The sequence below is a fragment of the Gloeocapsa sp. PCC 7428 genome (genome assembly GCF_000317555.1).
Classification (GTDB): Bacteria; Cyanobacteriota; Cyanobacteriia; order Cyanobacteriales; family Chroococcidiopsidaceae; genus Chroogloeocystis.
Genome location: NC_019745.1, coordinates 3,053,411 through 3,069,910, shown reverse-complemented (window position 1 = coordinate 3,069,910; position 16,500 = coordinate 3,053,411). Strand labels below are relative to the sequence as shown.

Sequence of the window (16,500 nt, the reverse complement as noted above, 5' to 3'; positions counted from 1 at the left end):
CCACCGATTCCCCAATTCCTATGTCATGAGCTTGCCCGAAGCCAATCCCGAATTTGAAGCGTTATTAAACTACCTCAAGCATAACCGAGGATGTGACTTGACGGGCTACAAACGCTCGACCTTAATGCGGCGGTTTGGACACCGAATGCAGAACCTCAGTATTGATAGCTATCAAAAATACTTACACTATTTACAACGTCATTCGCAAGAGTACCTCGTGCTGCTCAACGATGTTCTCATCAACTTCACCAGTTTCTTTCGCGATCGCGATGCCTGGGATTATTTAGCTACCGACATTATTCCTAAAATTATTGCGAGCAAACAACCCAATGAACCAATTCGAGTTTGGAGTGCAGGTTGTGCCGCCGGACAAGAAATCTACAGTCTCCTGATCTTATTAGCCGAAACACTCGGTATCGAATCCTGTCTGCAACGAGTCCAGTGCTACGCAACGGATGCTGATGAAGCTGCCTTAAAACAGGCACGCCAAGCTACTTACAGCGATTTAGAAGTGAGTAGCGTTCCGCGCGATTTACTCCAAAAATACTTTGAACAAACTGACCAAGGTTATGTTATTCGCCCAATCCTGCGTCAAAACATCATCTTTGGTCGTCATGACTTGACTCAAGATGCTCCTATTTCCAAGATTGACTTACTAATGTGCCGTAATGTACTGATCTATTTCAATCCTGAAGCTCAAGCCTCTATCCTAGTTCGCTTTCATTTCGCACTCAAAAAGACTGGCTTTTTATTTCTAGGCAAGTCAGAAACCCTCGTCAACCGTAGGCAAATTTTTACACCTGTGCATATGAAGCATCAAATTTATACCAAAGGCTTAAAGTTGGATCTAGAAGATCATTTAGCGATTAACCCTAAATCTAGTAAAGGGCAATTAGCCGAATCGCTGACAAGCCAAACTCAATTCTGGCAAACCGCATTTGAAACTAACACTGTTGCGCAATTTGCTGTCGATATTAGTGGTTGCTTAGTTGGTGCAAATGAGCAAGCAAATATTTTATTTGGTTTAACGCTTGATGACTGGAACTACCCGTTTCACCAACTTGAACCTGGAAAACTCATTGCTGCTCACACTTCAGTAAAAACCTTTTATTGTCATCGTCGCCCCGCGATACTGAAGGATATTGAGCGAAAAACTTCACAAGGTACTCAATACTTTGACGTAGCGATCGCACCTGTCTTAAACGCTAAAAAGCAGTTACTAGGAAGCATACTGACGTTTGTTAATAAAACTGACTGCAAGCGGCTAAAAGATAAACTTGAATACACAAACGCAGAGTTAAAAAGAGTTTCTGAAGCACTTCAAACAACACAAACTGAATTGGAATCCGCGCGCCAAGAAATTCACATTCTTGCTGAAGATACACATAAGAGGAATCAAAGCTCTGAGGGCGCTAGATAATAGGGCAAGGCAGTGCCTTGCCCCTCATTGCACTGCCTTGCCCCTCATTGCCCCTATTAAAATTTCTTCTTTCTTCCTTCCGATACTGAACCACCAATTCCTTGGAGAATACCGCGACCAACTAAGCCAATAGCACGCCCAATAACTTGTGTCAAGACATAAACAACACCACTTCCTAAAAACGCGATGACAGCACGAAACCGAGGCGCGATCGCATCGCGTAATTCGAGTGCTAAAGTCACTAATTGCGGAATCCCAGAAAGTTGCTGTAATTCCTGACCGCGCGGTGCATAAATTGATGTTTTAGCAATACCTCTACTGATAAAAATCAATAAATCGTAGCGACTTTCAAATATTGCCTTGGGTTCAATATAATACTTATTCCAGCGATATCTCCAAGATAAATTATTTCTAAACCTTTCAATTTCCCGCGTAGAAATTAATCGACTGTCATAAAAGTTTTGCTTAATAATTTCTACATCAGCCAGCCTATTTAACAAAGGCTGTGCTACAGCATTCGCTACATGAATCAAGAGATTGTGTAAAATTATTTCAGCGCGTGCTTTTGCTTCTGGCGTATCTGCTTTATATGGGAAATTATCAATGACTAGTGGGGTTTGAAATAATAAAAACGAAAACAAGTCACTGACTAAGGGAATTTTATTGAGAATTTCAACTTGAACAATTTCGACATCTTGTAGAAGAAGATTTACAATTTCTAAGTTGCGATCGCCTACTTGTAGCATCGCATATCTACCAAAAAAGTCTACAGTTGCGCCTTGCCACAAATCGCGGAGAATCAAGCGCTGCATTTCAACTAACTGTTCCGGCTGTACTTGCGCAAAACGTAAATCTTCTAAAACTTCTACAACTTTTTGTAAGATAGTTTTGAGTAACTCGCGCTTCTTTCCTTCCCGAAAAATATCGGTTTCGAGCGTTATCGTTGTCAAGTTTTGCAAACTTAGTTCAAGCTTAGCCGAAGTGACCTCTAAAATCTCATTTGCTTCAACTCGGCGGCTCAAGTTACCATTTTCTAATCGGACAATTGATACTGAAGGCGTGCTTGTCTGCGGCGATAATGCGGAGACATCTTCACTAGCGTCTGTCTCGAATGATGAAGCGATATTTCCTGCTATTGAGGAATTATTCGCAATTTTAGTGTAACTTTTCCCTTCTGGGATAGGTAATAAATGCGTCACGAGCCAGCGCGAGGCGAGGAGTTCTCGACGTTGTCCGGCTAAAAAGGCACGATCGAGCAATGACAAACCAGGAACTTGTAATCGCGCTGTGACCGCTGCTAAAGTTGTATCAATTTGCTGTAATCCCGTCCATCGTAGGTGATTTCGGACTAAGGCAAGAATACTTGGTGCCGCTAAAGGATTTTGCAGCGCTTCAGCTTCCATCCAATAATTCCTTCCTGCGGCGACTTGGCGAATAGCTGCAACTACCTCAACAATCGAAGTTCCTTTAGGACAGTAACCTTCCACCCCTATAGCCTTAGCTGAAGCTAACAAGGCTGTTTCCTGCACCGAACTGAGAATTAATATCGGCAAGTCAGGATAATGCGATTTTAGCTGCTGGCAAAGTTCTAGCCCTAGCTGTAGCTCTAATACAACTAAATTGACTGCGGTATCTGAAGGTAAACCACTAGAGAACGCCGTAGCAGTTTCTCTCGCCAGGTCTGCTAAGATTTTTCTTGCCGAAGAACCCGCTTCAGCTTCGGCAACGATTTGGATATCAGCGTAAGATTCAACGATGAGCCGCGAAAATCCCATCCGAAAAATTGGGTCAGGCTCAACTAATAATAACTTGATGGTGCGATCGCTCATTGTGTTCGATAGTGCCTCCACATTCAGCGTACGCGCACATCTTACACTTGTGTCTGTCGATATCCGTAAAAGTTAATACTATAATCTGTGATTTTGACTCCGGTTCTTCTTTCGACTTCCTCTAGCAAATCTTCTGGAAGTTCTACTTCTACATCCAAAATCTGGTTAGTATCTAAGCAATTCACATGGCTGTGCGAATCGCTGATGTTTCCGTAGAGGCGTCCGTCTGAGCGTTCAACGCACTCAATGATACCTTGACTCGAAAGTGCTTCTAAGTTTTGATACACCGATGTGTGTCCGATCTCTTTTCCTTGCTGATTGAGGCGATCGTAAATTTCTCTTGCTGATAGGTGTTCTTGCGCTTGCCAAAGTAGCTCCAAGATGAAGCGACGCTGGCGACTCAAGCGCATACCCAGTGCTTGGCACTGAGCAACAGCATCTTCAAGTGAACGAATTGGTTTGGTAGCTGCCGCTTCTTTTTGCATGGCTGAAACTTCTTTTGCGATCGGGTAGTGAATCTACCCCTTGTTTATTATTTTACCGAAACGGGTAATCGTATTGGAGCTAATTGCGTTCCATCTAAACTGCTATTTACCCGCGAGTTGCTACCTTGAACGCCTTGGCAATGAAATGCCACCTGCTATCGACCTCGTGAGCAGCTTAAGATGTTATTTGGTAAACAAACTCATTACAACTTTAACTTAAATTTGCCATAAATGTCTACAAGCCTTAGCCTGACTCGCTTAACCTGCCGCGAATTCGGTTGTGGTTATGAGTAAAGATACTCAATCATGATAGCGATCGCTTGAGAAAACGTACTTTTTGCATATTGACTAAAGTTAAATAAATAGATATTGCCATATTTTTACTTATTTTTAATTTATTTAACTGTTGCAAAATTATTTCTTTCTTAAATGACTTCTGATCAGAAGATTTAACTATTGAACGCGTTGACAAAAGAATTTACTATAATCTTCTAATCAAGACAAACATTCTTACTTCAATAATTGTGGTAATTGAGATTTGGAAAATAGATAGTTTTTTTATCAGAAAATATAATTAATAATAGTTGTAAATAGCTAAAAAATCTCAATTTTCAAAGATAGATATTAAAAATCTATTAGAAATGAGATAGAGAAATCTACTTACAAGATTAAATGCGGTTGACTAATTTTCAAGTAGCTGCTTGAGTAGTGTCAAGGTATAAGTAAAGAAGAAGTGCTATTACGTAATCGAACAACTTCATAAAGAAGTTATTTTACACGACTAGTTCAAACTTATTAATTTAAATTAATTATGCAATCGGCAACCCCCTCGGCTTGGCAAAGACTCAAAAATCAAGAAATTAGCTGTGCTGAAGCACTCAAGCTACTAGTAGACGATCGCGGAAGCGTTAACACGGAATTACTCGACCGCGATGTGAACTCACGATTTTTACGTCACTTTCCTGACAAAAGCACCGTTCCTCCGGTGATTCCGTTGTTATTGTGGCGCGGTTGTTACTATTTAGGGAGTCCAGTCGATATTGATTCGCAAGCGATCGCTTTCTTAGCTGAACGCACTGGTAGCAGCATCAAAATAATTCCTATATCCGATAACAGTTACCGTACTTGGTATCACACTCAAAATCACAACACCAACCGCATCACAGCGACACCGTTTGTCAATCCACTCACAGGCGAGCAAGAAGCCGAAAACATTACCGAAACGACGCAAATATATTTGTCGCGATCGGCTGACCAAATTGAACGCATCAAAACGTTGCTTTCTGGGGCGTTACGCAATCGCGCAAGCGACATCCACCTCGAACCTACAACCGAAGGTTTGCGCGTGCGCTACCGCATTGACGGAGTGCTACGCGATATCACAATGCTACCTCAAGAGTTAAGCCGTCGCGTGATTGTGGCGATTAAAGTGATGTCAAAAATGGACATTTCTGAAAGTCGCCGCCCGCAAGATGGACGCATCGAAGAAAAATACACGATTGACGAACACGCAGAAATGGGCATGGATATGCGTGTCAGTACGCTTCCTTGCGTCAACGGCGAAAAGGCAGTGATTCGCTTACTACCGCGTGAAAATCCGTTCTCACAACTCGAAAATTTGGGATTCACGCAACAAACGCTAGAGGTGTATAAATCTTGGCTGAAACAACCGCAGGGGATGATTATCCTTACAGGTCCTACAGGTTCGGGTAAAACAAGTACTCTTTATACAAGTTTGCAAGCTGTAGCCACCGAAAATGTCAACGTTGTAACGGTCGAAGATCCTGTCGAGTACATCTTGCCACGAATTACGCAAACACAAGTTAACGAAGCCGCAGGGATGACGTTTGCAGCGGGTTTACGCGCCATTTTACGTCAAGACCCTGATATTATCATGGTGGGAGAAATTCGCGACCACGAGACCGCAGAAACGGCGGTACGTGCCGCACTGACAGGACACTTGGTATTTACAACACTACACACCAACGATGCAGTAGGTGCGATTCCGCGATTGCGCGATATTGGTCCCGATCCTGGATTACTCAGTGATGCGTTATTAGGAATTGTGGCACAGCGACTTGTTCGCCGCGTGTGTCCGCATTGTAGCGAACCTTACACCCCGACAGAAGCTGATTTACGCGTACTCGGAATTGACTCGCAACACGCGCATAATGGGCAATGGCGTAAGGGTAGAGGTTGTGGGATATGTTTCAATTCTGGTTTTTTAGGACGCGAAGCAGTTGTTGAGTTATTGGATGTCGATGATACCGTGCGGGAAATTATTTATGAAGGTACAGTGACACAGCTACATCGTTACTTACGCGAAATTCATTTTGCTTCGTTCCGCACTGCGGCGGTCGAAAAAGTGATGAATGGTTTAACAACAGTGGAGGAAGTTCTCCGCGTCTTACCGCGTACAGCTTTATACAACAAGTTGGTAGATAAAGAACGGACGCCTAAACTAAAGTCTATGAATGTGTATAGAAATGTCGGAAATTGATAGCGTAAATTCTAAACACGCGCTTAATGCGACAATGAATTTACCTTGAGATTTTGGTTATTCCATGACGTTGGCGATCGCACTCCATTTCGAGCAAATCAATACCTTAGATTTATCTCCGGCGCAAACGGCGATCGAAAACCTACTGCAAGCAGGAACAATTGCTACCCACGAGCAACAGTTGCGCTTTGAGATTGACTATCCGCGCGAACCTGACGATCCGCGAGAACTTTCTGAGATTCCAGAGATTCGGCTGTGGTTTATTCGTCTAGACGCGCAGTATCCTTGGTTGCCATTTTTACTCGATTGGACAGGGGAACTTGCCCGCTATACTGCAATGCTCGTACCGCATCAATTTAGCGCTAAAGAAGGCATTCAGTATAATCCTGAAGCCTTGGAAATTTTCTTGATGCACAAAATTTTTATTTTGCACGATTGGATGCAGCAGCAAGGTATCCCCAGTCGATCGCGCCTCAAGTCTATAGGACAAATGTTTGGCTATGACTTAGAGGATACGTTCTTTGAAATGTTTTGAGCGGTCAGCGGTCAGGGATCAGGGGTCAGGTTTTTACTCTAGACAAGGGAAATCACTATGACCTGCGATGATGTCTTAACTTTATTAACTAGGGCTATATTAAAACTTATCACTCAAAACGCTTTTAGCCCCGCCAAATTCGTTCTAAAACAGTTTGGGGTGTGATATCCGCAACTTGTCCGCTAGGAGATTTAATCGGGATATAGCGATCGCTTTTTGGTAATAATTTTGCGGGGTCTGTCAGTCCGAATAGGGCGATCGCATACGTTTGTACCGCGACGGCTAGCTGTAGTGGCACGCCCTCGATACACAATAACAAATCCGCGCCCGCAATCATTGCGGCTAACTTACCTACATCAGGAGGCGATGTGAGTTTAAGCTCAGGATTCGCTTGTGCTAGCTGTGTCCATCGCATATCATCTGATGATTGAAGTGCGACTAAAGGCAATTCAGGCTGTTTCTGGCGAAAATCTTGGATAATTTGCCGCCAACTTTCCATGGGGTAGCTTTTATCCGGCGTAGATTGCTCAAAACTATCCGACAGTAAAACATAGCCGCTGCTTTGAATTCCCAAGTGTTTCTTTTCAGCTTCCGCCCAGTCAATATCTGCGGCTGGCACATTAACTGTCAACTCTGGACAAGGAGAATTAATTCCTAACCCTTGCAGCAAATCGTGGTACATTGCTGCATCGTATTGCTGTGATTTCAGAGGTACAGCATTCGTGAGGAACATATTACCTGCACCTTTGTAGCCGATACGGGTAGGAATTCCGGTTAACCACAGCAATAAACCGACAAACCAACGTTGCCCTACTGAAATCACGACATCATACTCGCGATCGCGTAGAATACCTACTAAATTGACCCAATCCGCCGCGCTGTTCCGGTCTTTGTAATCAAATGCTAGAACATTATTGACTGCCTTGCAGATGCGGTATGCTTCTTTGGCGCGTGGTTCTACCACGACATCAATTTGAGCATTAGGATAATTTTGTTTTAGGTCATCAAGGGTGGGAAAAAATAGGATTTGATCGCCGATGCCGCCAGGGACTAGGGCTACTACTCGCATAAATAATAATACTTTACGCTTACTCGCTCCTTATTTTAGGGGAACATATACTTATTTGAGTGATTTATTTTGGGAATTAGTCAAGATCTTCAAAGTTTTCTCGATTCACAATCAACTTCAGCGTCAGGAAATCTCGATATTTCTTGGTGTGATTTCACATTTTAATCAAAGTAATTTTAAGAAAAAATCTTTCTTTAGCATTTCAGGGGCGATTATTTCATAAACTTAAGTTAAGTAAGAAGGTGCTGCGCAAAGCGCCGTTAGGGGAATATGTATGAAAAAGCTGATTCAGGGTATTCATTCGTTTCAAACCAATTATGTGAGTACCCACCGCGAGATGTTCGAGTTGCTGTCGCAAGGTCAGCATCCACGAATTTTATTTATTACTTGCTCTGACTCGCGGATTGACCCGAACTTAATCACGCAAGCCGAACCTGGGGAAATGTTTATCATTCGCAATGCAGGTAACATCATTCCGCCCTACGGTGCAACGAACGGTGGAGAATGTGCGGCGGTTGAGTATGCAATTCATGCTTTGGGTATTAAAGAAGTCATCGTGTGCGGTCACTCGCACTGTGGCGCGATGAAAGGATTGCTCAAGCTCGATAAGTTAGAAGAAGAAATGCCATCAGTTTATCAATGGCTCAAACACGCCGAAGCAACTCGCCGGATGATGAAGGAAAATTATCAAGACTACGAAGGCGAAAAACTGCTGCAAGCAACCGTCGAAGAAAATGTTCTGACTCAACTCGAAAATTTACGTACGTACCCTGTGATTCATTCCCGATTGCACTCTGGTCAAATTCACCTACACGGCTGGGTATATCATATTGAAACTGGAGAGGTTCTCGAATACGACCCAGTACGACGTCAATTTGTATCGCCTGAAACTCGACTACCCAGAGCCGCGTGGTTAACTCCTGAGCAACAGCAGCGTATATATCAAGGCTCAGGAGCATCGGCTAAAGGAAATGGAAAGGGATAGAGGTGCAGAGGCAGCAGAGGGAGCAGAGGAAGAATAGAATAGTGTTTTATATAACTCACCACTCAAAACTCTATTACCCACACTCCCACATTCCTACTTTCTCACCCCTAGTTCCTTCTTTTATCCTCCCATTCCTGGAATTAAGCTACCACTGAGGCGCTTGAGGGCGCGACCGGCGACATCACCATAGCTCATTTCCCCACACAGGATTTGACCCATGCGTTGTGTTGCTGTGGGACGTTTCACGCCGACTTTGTAACCAATACCAGGAACGCGGTAGAAGACTCCGGCTAGTTTTTGCGCCCACGCCATATCAGCACCCCACTCGTCGCTGATCGCTTGCGAGTAGCGCTCTAGGGCATTAATGTCACCCGCGATCGCGCGATCAATGGCTTCTGCGGCTTTGACACCACTAAAGATCGATGGGCGAATGCCTTCGGCGGTCAAGGGATCGACGACACACGCGGCTTCGCCTGCTAATACGGCGTTTTGCGTATGTAGCTTTTGATTGCCATTCCACAAACACAGCGCGTGACCGTATTGCTTGCAGGTTTTGATATCTAAGCCGAATAAGTTACCGTACTCGCTCAAAATGCCTTTAAAATCTTGAGGTTCGCCGCCAATAAATGTCCCGACGCCAATTGAGTAACCGTCGGCTTTCGGGAAGTTCCAAATGTAGCCGTTTTTGACCATCCCAAACTCGAAATGGGCAATATGACCATCTTCGACCTTAGCTGGTGCTTCGGCTTCTAAGGCACCTGCTAAACGGCGTTTGCGGTCTTTAAAGCCTAACCACTTCGCCATTGGTCCTTTCGCACCGTCTGCGGCGATGATATAACGACCTGTGACAGGACCATTTACCGTATCAACTTGCCAATGGTCGCTTTTAAACTGAATTCCTTTCACTTCGGTGTTATCGCGGAGTTCGGCTCCTTGTTTTTGCGCTTGCTGCACTAGGAAGTGGTCAAACACGTCGCGCCGTACCATCCACATCGGTTCGGGGGTTTGCAATTTGGCTTGCACCGGATCGCCCATTTTCCAGGTGTAGCGAATGGTATTGACCTTTGTGGAAATTGCTGGCGAAAAATCAAAGTCAAACCATTTGGCGATCGCGGGTGAAACTCCACCTCCACAAGGCTTGTAGCGTGGCAGCGATTCTTTCTCTAAAACTAATACTGAATGTCCTCGTTTAGCTAAATGATAGGCTGCTGTACCGCCAGCAGGTCCGGCACCGACAATTATGCAATCGTACATGATGCTACAGTTTTGCTCCTAAGTTCGCTAACTTTATTCTTAAGCAGGTTTTAACTCATTTTGCCCGTCAATCGTGGCAATGCGATCGCCTCAACTCACAAGTTACCCGCTCAAAACTAGTTCATTTTGTGATTTTTAGCAGTATTTTTAGATGCGTTTTTTGTTGATTATCAGGCAATTAAGTTGTAACAATCTCCTTCATTAAGTTGAACTTAACATTTAAATTACCATATTTATAATTTCTATTTGATTCGTTTAATCTATAAAGATTTAATGAATTATAGCTAAATTTGATAAAGTTTTTGTAAATCTGTATGTCATAGAAAACGCTACTTTAGCGGCTTTCTCCACTTATTCAGCGCTCAATATCGATAGATATTTATGCGTTCCATAATACTAATACTACTTGCATGAACTACTACCAATTGCAATTTGATTAACTTTATCCTACTGTATCTAAAAACTACATAGGAAATTAAGGGGAAAAGGTCAGTAAAAAACTTCACTTTTTACCCCTTATTATTTATTAGCTATAGCTAATATCACAAGCTTAAACAGTTGTGATATCTTTCTCTTTTTCTGCTAGTAATTCATCTATTTTGCTGGTGTATTTGTTCGTCAATTTTTGCAGTTTATCTTGAAGATCTTGCGCTTCATCTTCTGAAATTTCGCTGTTTTTCTCTTGTTTGCGGATGGTATCAAGAGCATCGCGGCGAATATTCCGAATCGAAACGCGTCCTTCTTCCGCATACTTCGCGGCGAGTTTCACCAGTTCTTTACGGCGATCGCTCGTGAGTGGCGGAATGTTTAGACGAATCATTGAACCGTCATTGTTCGGAGTTAACCCGACATCCGACATCGAAATCGCCTTTTCAATAAGATTTAGACTGCTACGGTCATACGGTTGAATCGTAATTGTTGTAGCATCAGGCGTACTAATATTCGCCAGTGATTTGAGCGCGGTGGGAGTACCGTAGTATTCCACCATCACGCGGTCAAGTAAACTCGCATTAGCGCGACCAGTGCGGATTGTATTAAAAGCGCGTTGTGTTGCTTCAACGGCTTTTTGCATCGTACTCTCAGCTTCAGCTAACTTCACAGAAACCTCCCACAAGGGTTCCGATCGATTCTCCTGTCACCGCGCGGCGGATGTTACCCCGTACCGACAGGTCAAAGACAAGAATCGGAATATTGTTTTCTTTACATAAAGCGATCGCAGTACTATCCATTACCCGCAGATCCTGAGTCAAAACGTGGACATAGTTAAGCGTTTGATAGCGTTTAGCCTCAGGATTTTTATGGGGATCGGAATCGTATACTCCGTCAACTTTGGTGGCTTTAAAAATCACCTCAGCGTCAATTTCAGCGGCTCGCAGCGCTGCTGTCGTATCGGTTGTGAAGAACGGATTTCCCGAACCTGCGCCAAAAATCACCACTCGTCCTTTTTCGAGATGGCGAATTGCTCGACGCCGGATATACGGTTCCGCTACTTCTTGCATGGCGATCGCAGTTTGCACGCGTGTTTGCACTTCCATCCGTTCCAAGGCATCTTGGAGCGTGAGCGCATTCATCACAGTTGCAATCATACCAATGTAGTCGGCAGTTGCCCGATCCATTCCAGCAGCTGACGCTTTGACGCCACGAAAGATGTTGCCACCACCTACTACAATAGCTACTTGTACGCCACTATTTACTACTTCTGCGACTTCTGCCGCAATTTCTTGAACGATGGTCGGGTCGATCCCATAGCCCAGGTCGCCCATCAAGGCTTCACCGCTCAGTTTTAGTAAAATCCGCCGGTAAGGTTTTCCCATGCATTTAGGATAAATTTGATTGCAATTGCCTCCAATTTAAGATAGCAGTAGAGGGGTTCTGTGTCTCTAGTTACTTTAGGGATGAGGAGCGAGGAGCGAGGGGTTAGTGAAAGAGTAAACGAGTGATTAGCGAATAGAGAAATTTATCTTAATTGTCTTGCTCAGCGTAATTTTTGGCTCTTCGTACCGCGCTACTCCCTATCTTGTACTCGCTCCTCGCCCCTTTGCGTGATAGCCAATGAGTTTGTAAACAAGCTTAGCGGCGGTAAATTCTGAAACGACTGAATCAGTCACTGGGGCTAATTCCATCACATCACAGCCAATGACTTGATGTTTGTCAAAGACGCCACACAGAAATGTTGTCAGTGCGTACCAATTCAAACCACCAGGTTCAGGAGTTCCAACACCAGGAATCAGTGTGGGGTCGATGCCATCTAAGTCAATCGTCAGAAATACCTTTTCTGTGGGAATTGCGGCGATCGCATTTTCGATCCAATTTGGTTGTGCGGCAATTTCTCGCGCGCGAAACACGGTGAGATTTTTTTCTTTGATCAGATCAGCTTCTTCTTTACAAATCGCCCGAATGCCAATTTGAACCGTTGGTAATTTCATATCAACAATCCGTCGCATCACGCAAGCATGGTTATGAATCGAGCCTTCGTACTCGTGGCGCAAATCTCCATGCGCGTCAATTTGCACAACGGTAAATGATTCATCTGGATACGCTTGGCGGTACGCCTCCACAATGCCTGTGGTAATACTGTGTTCGCCGCCTAAAGAAATGACAAATTTGCCATCTCGCACGAGCTTGAAAACAGTTTCTCTGGTAACTTGCAACATTTCCTCGGAGGTGACAGCCCCGCTTCTAGTATCCGCGATCGCTGGATGCGTGTAGATACCTACATCAAGTCCCGTTTCCCAGTCGAGTTCCTCATCATAGTATTCCACTTGCTGCGAAGCTGCGAGAATTGCATCAGGTCCGGTTTCACAGCCACGCCGATACGTTGTTGTTGCTTCGTAGGGAATTGGTAAAATGACAACCTGCGCCGCAGCATAATCCGCCGCAACGTCTGCGCCCAAAAAAGGTGTAACCGCTGTAGAAGTTTGAGCCAGCATGACAAATGAGTTTAACAGGAACACAACACGAACCATCCTGGCATACTCCAGGCGATCGCTGCACGACTAATGAGATCCATTCCAGCGCAGAATTCGCTGTTCTAAGCTATACAGGTTAACTCCTAAGCTTTCGAGGACGCGAACTGCCATGCCACCACGTTCGCGCAAAATTCCTAACAGTAAGTGTTCAGTACCAATGTATTGATCGCCTAGGCGCTGCGATTGTTCAACAGAAAGCTCTAAAACTCTTTTGGCTCTCGGTGTAAAAGGAATATCCAGCGGCGTTCCTTTTCCACGTCCAATGCGTTTCTCGACTTCTATTCGCAGATTTTCTACGTTGAGTCCTTCGGCTAAAAGAATTTGTGCGGCGGTTCCGGTTCCTTCTCCGAGTAGTCCTAATAAAAGTTGTTCAGTACCAACGTATTGATGTCCCAAACGGCGCGATTCATCTTGGGCTAGCGCAATGACTTGCGTTGCTTTTTGCGTAAATCGTTCAAAACCTCTGGGAAGCACAATCCGGTCAAACACACTACCAAATAGGCTTTCGATGGAGTTTAAGAATCCTTCAAACATAAATCCTGCCTCCGTGAATGGATTGCGAACAGGGTCTAGCTTGTCTTGTCTACTGCGAGGGTTAGCGATCGCACAGCCGTTAAAGAGAAAAGCTAATAACTCTTCGATTGTCTTGGTGTTGACTGCGTACCAGATATATTGCTTTTCTTTTCTAGAACTAATGAGATGCTCTTGTCGCAATTTCTCTAGATGATGCGACAGTGTTGAATTGGGAATTTGTAATTTGGCTTGAATATCACTCACGATCATTCCTTGCGGATAAGTTGCAAAGAGTAATCGCATAATTTCTAGCCGAGGTTCTGACGCAAGTGCCGCAAATAAATCTGCATATTTTGCCGTGCTTGATTCCATATTTCTAGTCTAATAGAAATAATAAAATAAAATTTAAAATTTTGTGAAGAATTGTCACAATATAATGAGGGCGATCGCCTATTGATACTAATAGAAATATTTATTTAACCCTGATACGGGCAAGGCATTGCTCTGACCCTCTGACCCCCGATACGGGCAAGGCATTGCCTTGCCCCTCTGAACCCTGACCCTCTGACCCCCGATACGGGCAAGGCATTGCCTTGCCCCTCTGAACCCTGACCCCCAACCCCTACTATGACTTCTACTTTATCCTTCACCGCGACGAAAACTTGGACTTGGCAAGGATTTCCGATTTGCTATCAAACACAAGGCACAACAGGACCTGCGGTTGTGTTAATTCATGGCTTTGGTGCTTCTTGGTGGCATTGGCGCAAAAACATTCCCGTACTTGCTGAAACTTGCCGTGTCTATGCGATTGATTTGATTGGCTTTGGTGGTTCTGCCAAACCGGAACCCACAGAAGAAATGCACTACACGTTTGAAACGTGGGGACAGCAAATTGCCGATTTTTGCCGCGAGGTTGTGGGCGAACCGGCGTTTTTAGTGGGAAATTCGATTGGTTGTATTGCAGTGATGCAAGCCGTTGTCGATCATCCAGAAATTGCGAGAAGTATTGCGCTGTTAAACTGTTCGTTGCGACTGCTTCACGATCGCAAACGGGCAACCTTGCCTTGGTATCGCCGTTTTGGTGCGCCCCTGGTGCAACGAATCCTCGCCCTCAAGCCGATTGGCAACTTTTTCTTCAATCAAATTGCCAAGCCAAAAACCGTCCGCAAGATTTTGCTACAGGCGTATGCGAATGCGGAAGTGGTGACAGATGAACTCGTTGATATTTTGATGGCACCAGCCAAAGATCCAGGTGCTGTCGCCGTATTTTTAGCTTTCACGGCGTATTCTTCCGGACCATTACCCGAAGATTTGTTACCACAGCTACCATGTCCAGCAATTATGTTGTGGGGAACTGCCGATCCGTGGGAACCATTTGAATTGGGTAAACAATTAGCGAACTACCCACAAGTAAAAGCGTTTATTCCCATTGAAGGTGTTGGGCATTGTCCCCAAGATGAAGCACCCGAAAAAGTCAATCCGATATTACAAGAATGGATTGCACAGCAAATCTAATTTACTGCGCTTCGCGCGATCGCAGCCAATCTTGACCGAGTTGAATCGTCACATCCGAACGCAGATTACCCGTGCTTTCCACGCGGATTTCACCAAATCCCAAAGCATTGCGAATCGCTTGGGCGCTATCAACATCACCTTGTTGCGCAACAATCCGCGTCACTTCTAATGGTTCGTCCCAAGGGTTTGCAACGTAAACGCGTTGATATCCAGATGATTGGAGAACGTTAGCCAGCGATTGGATCGCGCGATCGCTTCCTGTACTATCTTGAATAGCGATTCGCAACCTTGCCGGATCGACTTCACTCAACTCCGAATCGGTAGGCACATTAAAGTGCTTTGCCATCATCGTGGCAATTCGTTCTTCATCGGGTAGCCAATAACTTGCAACGTACTGATCTGGCGTGCTAAAAGTCCCTGGGACAAGCAGCATTTCGACATCCGAACGTTGAGTTTGGACACCAAAACCGACGAGTGCCATTAACTCTTCTACCGTCAAGTTAGTATCAATATGCGTTTGAATCACCGACATAATCTGTGGTACTCGTGCTAGGGTTGCAGGGTTTAGAGCCTGTTCCATCAATGCCCTCATCAACATTTGCTGCCGTTGGATGCGACCAATATCGCCGTTTTCATCGTAACGGAAGCGTAGTAATTGCAGCGCTTGATTGCCGTCGAGATGATGTTTTCCTGCTTTCAAATTGATATACAAGTGTTGACTGTCATCTTGATACTTCATATCTTTGGGGACATAAACTGTGACACCACCCAAAGCATCGACGAGTTTTTCAACGCCTTGAACATTAATGCGGATGTAGCGGTCGATGGGTACACCATTTAAAAGGTCGCTAACAGCCTGCGCACTCAACGCTGGACCACCTTGAGCATTTGCAGCATTAATTTTTGTAACACCTAGTCCTTCAACTTCGGTACGCGTATCTCTAGGAATTGAAAGTACTGCTAATTTTTCGGTTTCTGGGTCAAACCGCAGCAGCAGCATCGTATCCGAAAGACCTTCAAAAGAATTAACCAGTGCGTGATAGCCTAAGTCTTCTGACCTAATCTCAGGATCGTCAACATCAGAAGAGAGAACCTTGACGCCCAAAACCAGAATATTCACAGGACGAGTCAATTCAGCAAGGCGTAAGCCTGTTTTAGAAATGCGATCGCCCCGCCCAAAAACTGCTTTTTCTTCTGGGCTAAGCCGCGATTGCATTAACGGGGTACTCGATAAAGATACAGCTAACAGCGCTCCAGCGGTTGCTGACAACATTGCGATACCACTCATTGCCACCCAAAACCATAGCCAACGCCCTGACTTAGCTGAGGAATACTTGGTGTTGACGATTCGGGGAGACGCAGTTACAGAGGGATTGCGAACAGAAATTTTATGAAATGGCACAGACATCCTCACACGTAACAAATA

General features: G+C 44.6%; 13 protein-coding genes and 2 pseudogenes. 5 read left to right on the top strand and 10 right to left on the bottom strand.

Annotated elements, in window-relative coordinates; translation table 11 throughout:
• The first annotated feature begins 25 nt into the window (after positions 1-25).
• A complete protein-coding gene (locus tag GLO7428_RS13535) occupies positions 26-1,420 on the top strand; it encodes a CheR family methyltransferase (RefSeq protein WP_015189119.1) in 1,395 nt (464 codons plus the stop codon).
• 56 nt (positions 1,421-1,476) lie between these two features.
• On the opposite strand, the gene GLO7428_RS13530 is transcribed toward GLO7428_RS13535, so the two are convergent.
• Together GLO7428_RS13530 and GLO7428_RS13525 are read right to left on the bottom strand one after the other, a co-directional pair.
• Positions 1,477-3,249, bottom strand: a complete 1,773-nt coding sequence (locus GLO7428_RS13530; protein ID WP_015189118.1) for a DUF3685 domain-containing protein — start codon at positions 3,247-3,249, stop codon at positions 1,477-1,479.
• A 41-nt stretch (positions 3,250-3,290) separates the two neighbouring features.
• Positions 3,291-3,734 carry a Fur family transcriptional regulator gene (locus tag GLO7428_RS13525; RefSeq protein ID WP_015189117.1) on the bottom strand — a complete coding sequence of 148 codons (444 nt, stop codon included), beginning with the start codon at positions 3,732-3,734 and terminating at the stop codon, positions 3,291-3,293.
• A gap of 811 nt (positions 3,735-4,545) precedes the next feature.
• On the opposite strand from GLO7428_RS13525, the gene GLO7428_RS13520 reads away from it, so the two are divergent.
• A complete protein-coding gene (locus GLO7428_RS13520) occupies positions 4,546-6,234 on the top strand; it encodes a GspE/PulE family protein (protein WP_015189116.1) in 1,689 nt (562 codons plus the stop codon).
• Between the two features lie 64 nt (positions 6,235-6,298).
• On the top strand, positions 6,299-6,769 hold the full coding sequence (locus GLO7428_RS13515; RefSeq protein WP_015189115.1) for a CRR6 family NdhI maturation factor: 471 nt from the start codon (positions 6,299-6,301) through the stop codon (positions 6,767-6,769).
• 124 nt (positions 6,770-6,893) lie between these two features.
• Here the strand turns inward: GLO7428_RS13515 and GLO7428_RS13510 are convergent, their stop codons facing one another.
• On the bottom strand, positions 6,894-7,838 hold the full coding sequence (locus tag GLO7428_RS13510; protein WP_015189114.1) for a glycosyltransferase family 9 protein: 945 nt from the start codon (positions 7,836-7,838) through the stop codon (positions 6,894-6,896).
• Between the two features lie 274 nt (positions 7,839-8,112).
• On the opposite strand from GLO7428_RS13510, the gene GLO7428_RS13505 reads away from it, so the two are divergent.
• On the top strand, positions 8,113-8,823 hold the full coding sequence (locus GLO7428_RS13505) for a carbonic anhydrase (RefSeq protein WP_015189113.1): 711 nt from the start codon (positions 8,113-8,115) through the stop codon (positions 8,821-8,823).
• Between the two features lie 120 nt (positions 8,824-8,943).
• Here GLO7428_RS13505 and GLO7428_RS13500 read toward each other — a convergent pair whose 3' ends face one another.
• The 6 genes and pseudogenes from GLO7428_RS13500 to GLO7428_RS29490 all read right to left on the bottom strand — a co-directional run.
• Entirely contained in the window at positions 8,944-10,077 is a 1,134-nt protein-coding gene (locus tag GLO7428_RS13500) for a geranylgeranyl reductase family protein (protein ID WP_015189112.1), read from the bottom strand.
• Positions 10,078-10,627: 550 nt separating this feature from the next.
• Positions 10,628-11,176 (bottom strand): ribosome recycling factor, encoded by a 549-nt coding sequence (gene frr, locus GLO7428_RS13495; protein WP_015189111.1) that lies wholly within the window; start codon positions 11,174-11,176, stop codon positions 10,628-10,630.
• Positions 11,163-11,891, bottom strand: a complete 729-nt coding sequence (pyrH, locus tag GLO7428_RS13490; RefSeq protein ID WP_015189110.1) for a UMP kinase — start codon at positions 11,889-11,891, stop codon at positions 11,163-11,165. The genes frr and pyrH overlap by 14 nt, the downstream gene beginning before the upstream one ends.
• A 198-nt stretch (positions 11,892-12,089) precedes the next feature.
• A complete protein-coding gene (gene speB / locus GLO7428_RS13485; RefSeq protein ID WP_041919151.1) occupies positions 12,090-13,007 on the bottom strand; it encodes an agmatinase in 918 nt (305 codons plus the stop codon).
• A 75-nt stretch (positions 13,008-13,082) separates the two neighbouring features.
• Positions 13,083-13,520, bottom strand: a pseudogene (locus tag GLO7428_RS29040) (Clp protease N-terminal domain-containing protein); the annotation flags it as partial.
• Between the two features lie 165 nt (positions 13,521-13,685).
• Positions 13,686-13,931, bottom strand: a pseudogene (locus GLO7428_RS29490) (ArsR/SmtB family transcription factor); the annotation flags it as partial.
• Between the two features lie 255 nt (positions 13,932-14,186).
• Here GLO7428_RS29490 and GLO7428_RS13475 point away from each other — a divergent pair.
• Positions 14,187-15,074: an alpha/beta fold hydrolase gene (locus GLO7428_RS13475; RefSeq protein WP_015189107.1), complete on the top strand. Its 888-nt coding sequence runs from the start codon at positions 14,187-14,189 to the stop codon at positions 15,072-15,074.
• A 1-nt stretch (position 15,075) separates the two neighbouring features.
• Here the strand turns inward: GLO7428_RS13475 and GLO7428_RS13470 are convergent, their stop codons facing one another.
• On the bottom strand, positions 15,076-16,482 hold the full coding sequence (locus tag GLO7428_RS13470) for an LCP family protein (RefSeq protein ID WP_015189106.1): 1,407 nt from the start codon (positions 16,480-16,482) through the stop codon (positions 15,076-15,078).
• Between the last annotated feature and the right edge of the window lie 18 nt (positions 16,483-16,500).

Coding starts and splice junctions, on each gene's coding strand:
- GLO7428_RS13525 (WP_015189117.1), bottom strand. CDS start 3,734: ATGCAAAAAGAAGCGGCAGCTACCAAACCAATTCGTTCACTTGAAGAT.
- GLO7428_RS13475 (WP_015189107.1), top strand. CDS start 14,187: ATGACTTCTACTTTATCCTTCACCGCGACGAAAACTTGGACTTGGCAA.
- GLO7428_RS13500 (WP_015189112.1), bottom strand. CDS start 10,077: ATGTACGATTGCATAATTGTCGGTGCCGGACCTGCTGGCGGTACAGCA.
- speB (WP_041919151.1), bottom strand. CDS start 13,007: ATGCTGGCTCAAACTTCTACAGCGGTTACACCTTTTTTGGGCGCAGAC.
- GLO7428_RS13515 (WP_015189115.1), top strand. CDS start 6,299: ATGACGTTGGCGATCGCACTCCATTTCGAGCAAATCAATACCTTAGAT.
- pyrH (WP_015189110.1), bottom strand. CDS start 11,891: ATGGGAAAACCTTACCGGCGGATTTTACTAAAACTGAGCGGTGAAGCC.
- GLO7428_RS13510 (WP_015189114.1), bottom strand. CDS start 7,838: ATGCGAGTAGTAGCCCTAGTCCCTGGCGGCATCGGCGATCAAATCCTA.
- GLO7428_RS13520 (WP_015189116.1), top strand. CDS start 4,546: ATGCAATCGGCAACCCCCTCGGCTTGGCAAAGACTCAAAAATCAAGAA.
- GLO7428_RS13505 (WP_015189113.1), top strand. CDS start 8,113: ATGAAAAAGCTGATTCAGGGTATTCATTCGTTTCAAACCAATTATGTG.
- GLO7428_RS13535 (WP_015189119.1), top strand. CDS start 26: ATGAGCTTGCCCGAAGCCAATCCCGAATTTGAAGCGTTATTAAACTAC.
- GLO7428_RS13530 (WP_015189118.1), bottom strand. CDS start 3,249: ATGAGCGATCGCACCATCAAGTTATTATTAGTTGAGCCTGACCCAATT.
- GLO7428_RS13470 (WP_015189106.1), bottom strand. CDS start 16,482: ATGTCTGTGCCATTTCATAAAATTTCTGTTCGCAATCCCTCTGTAACT.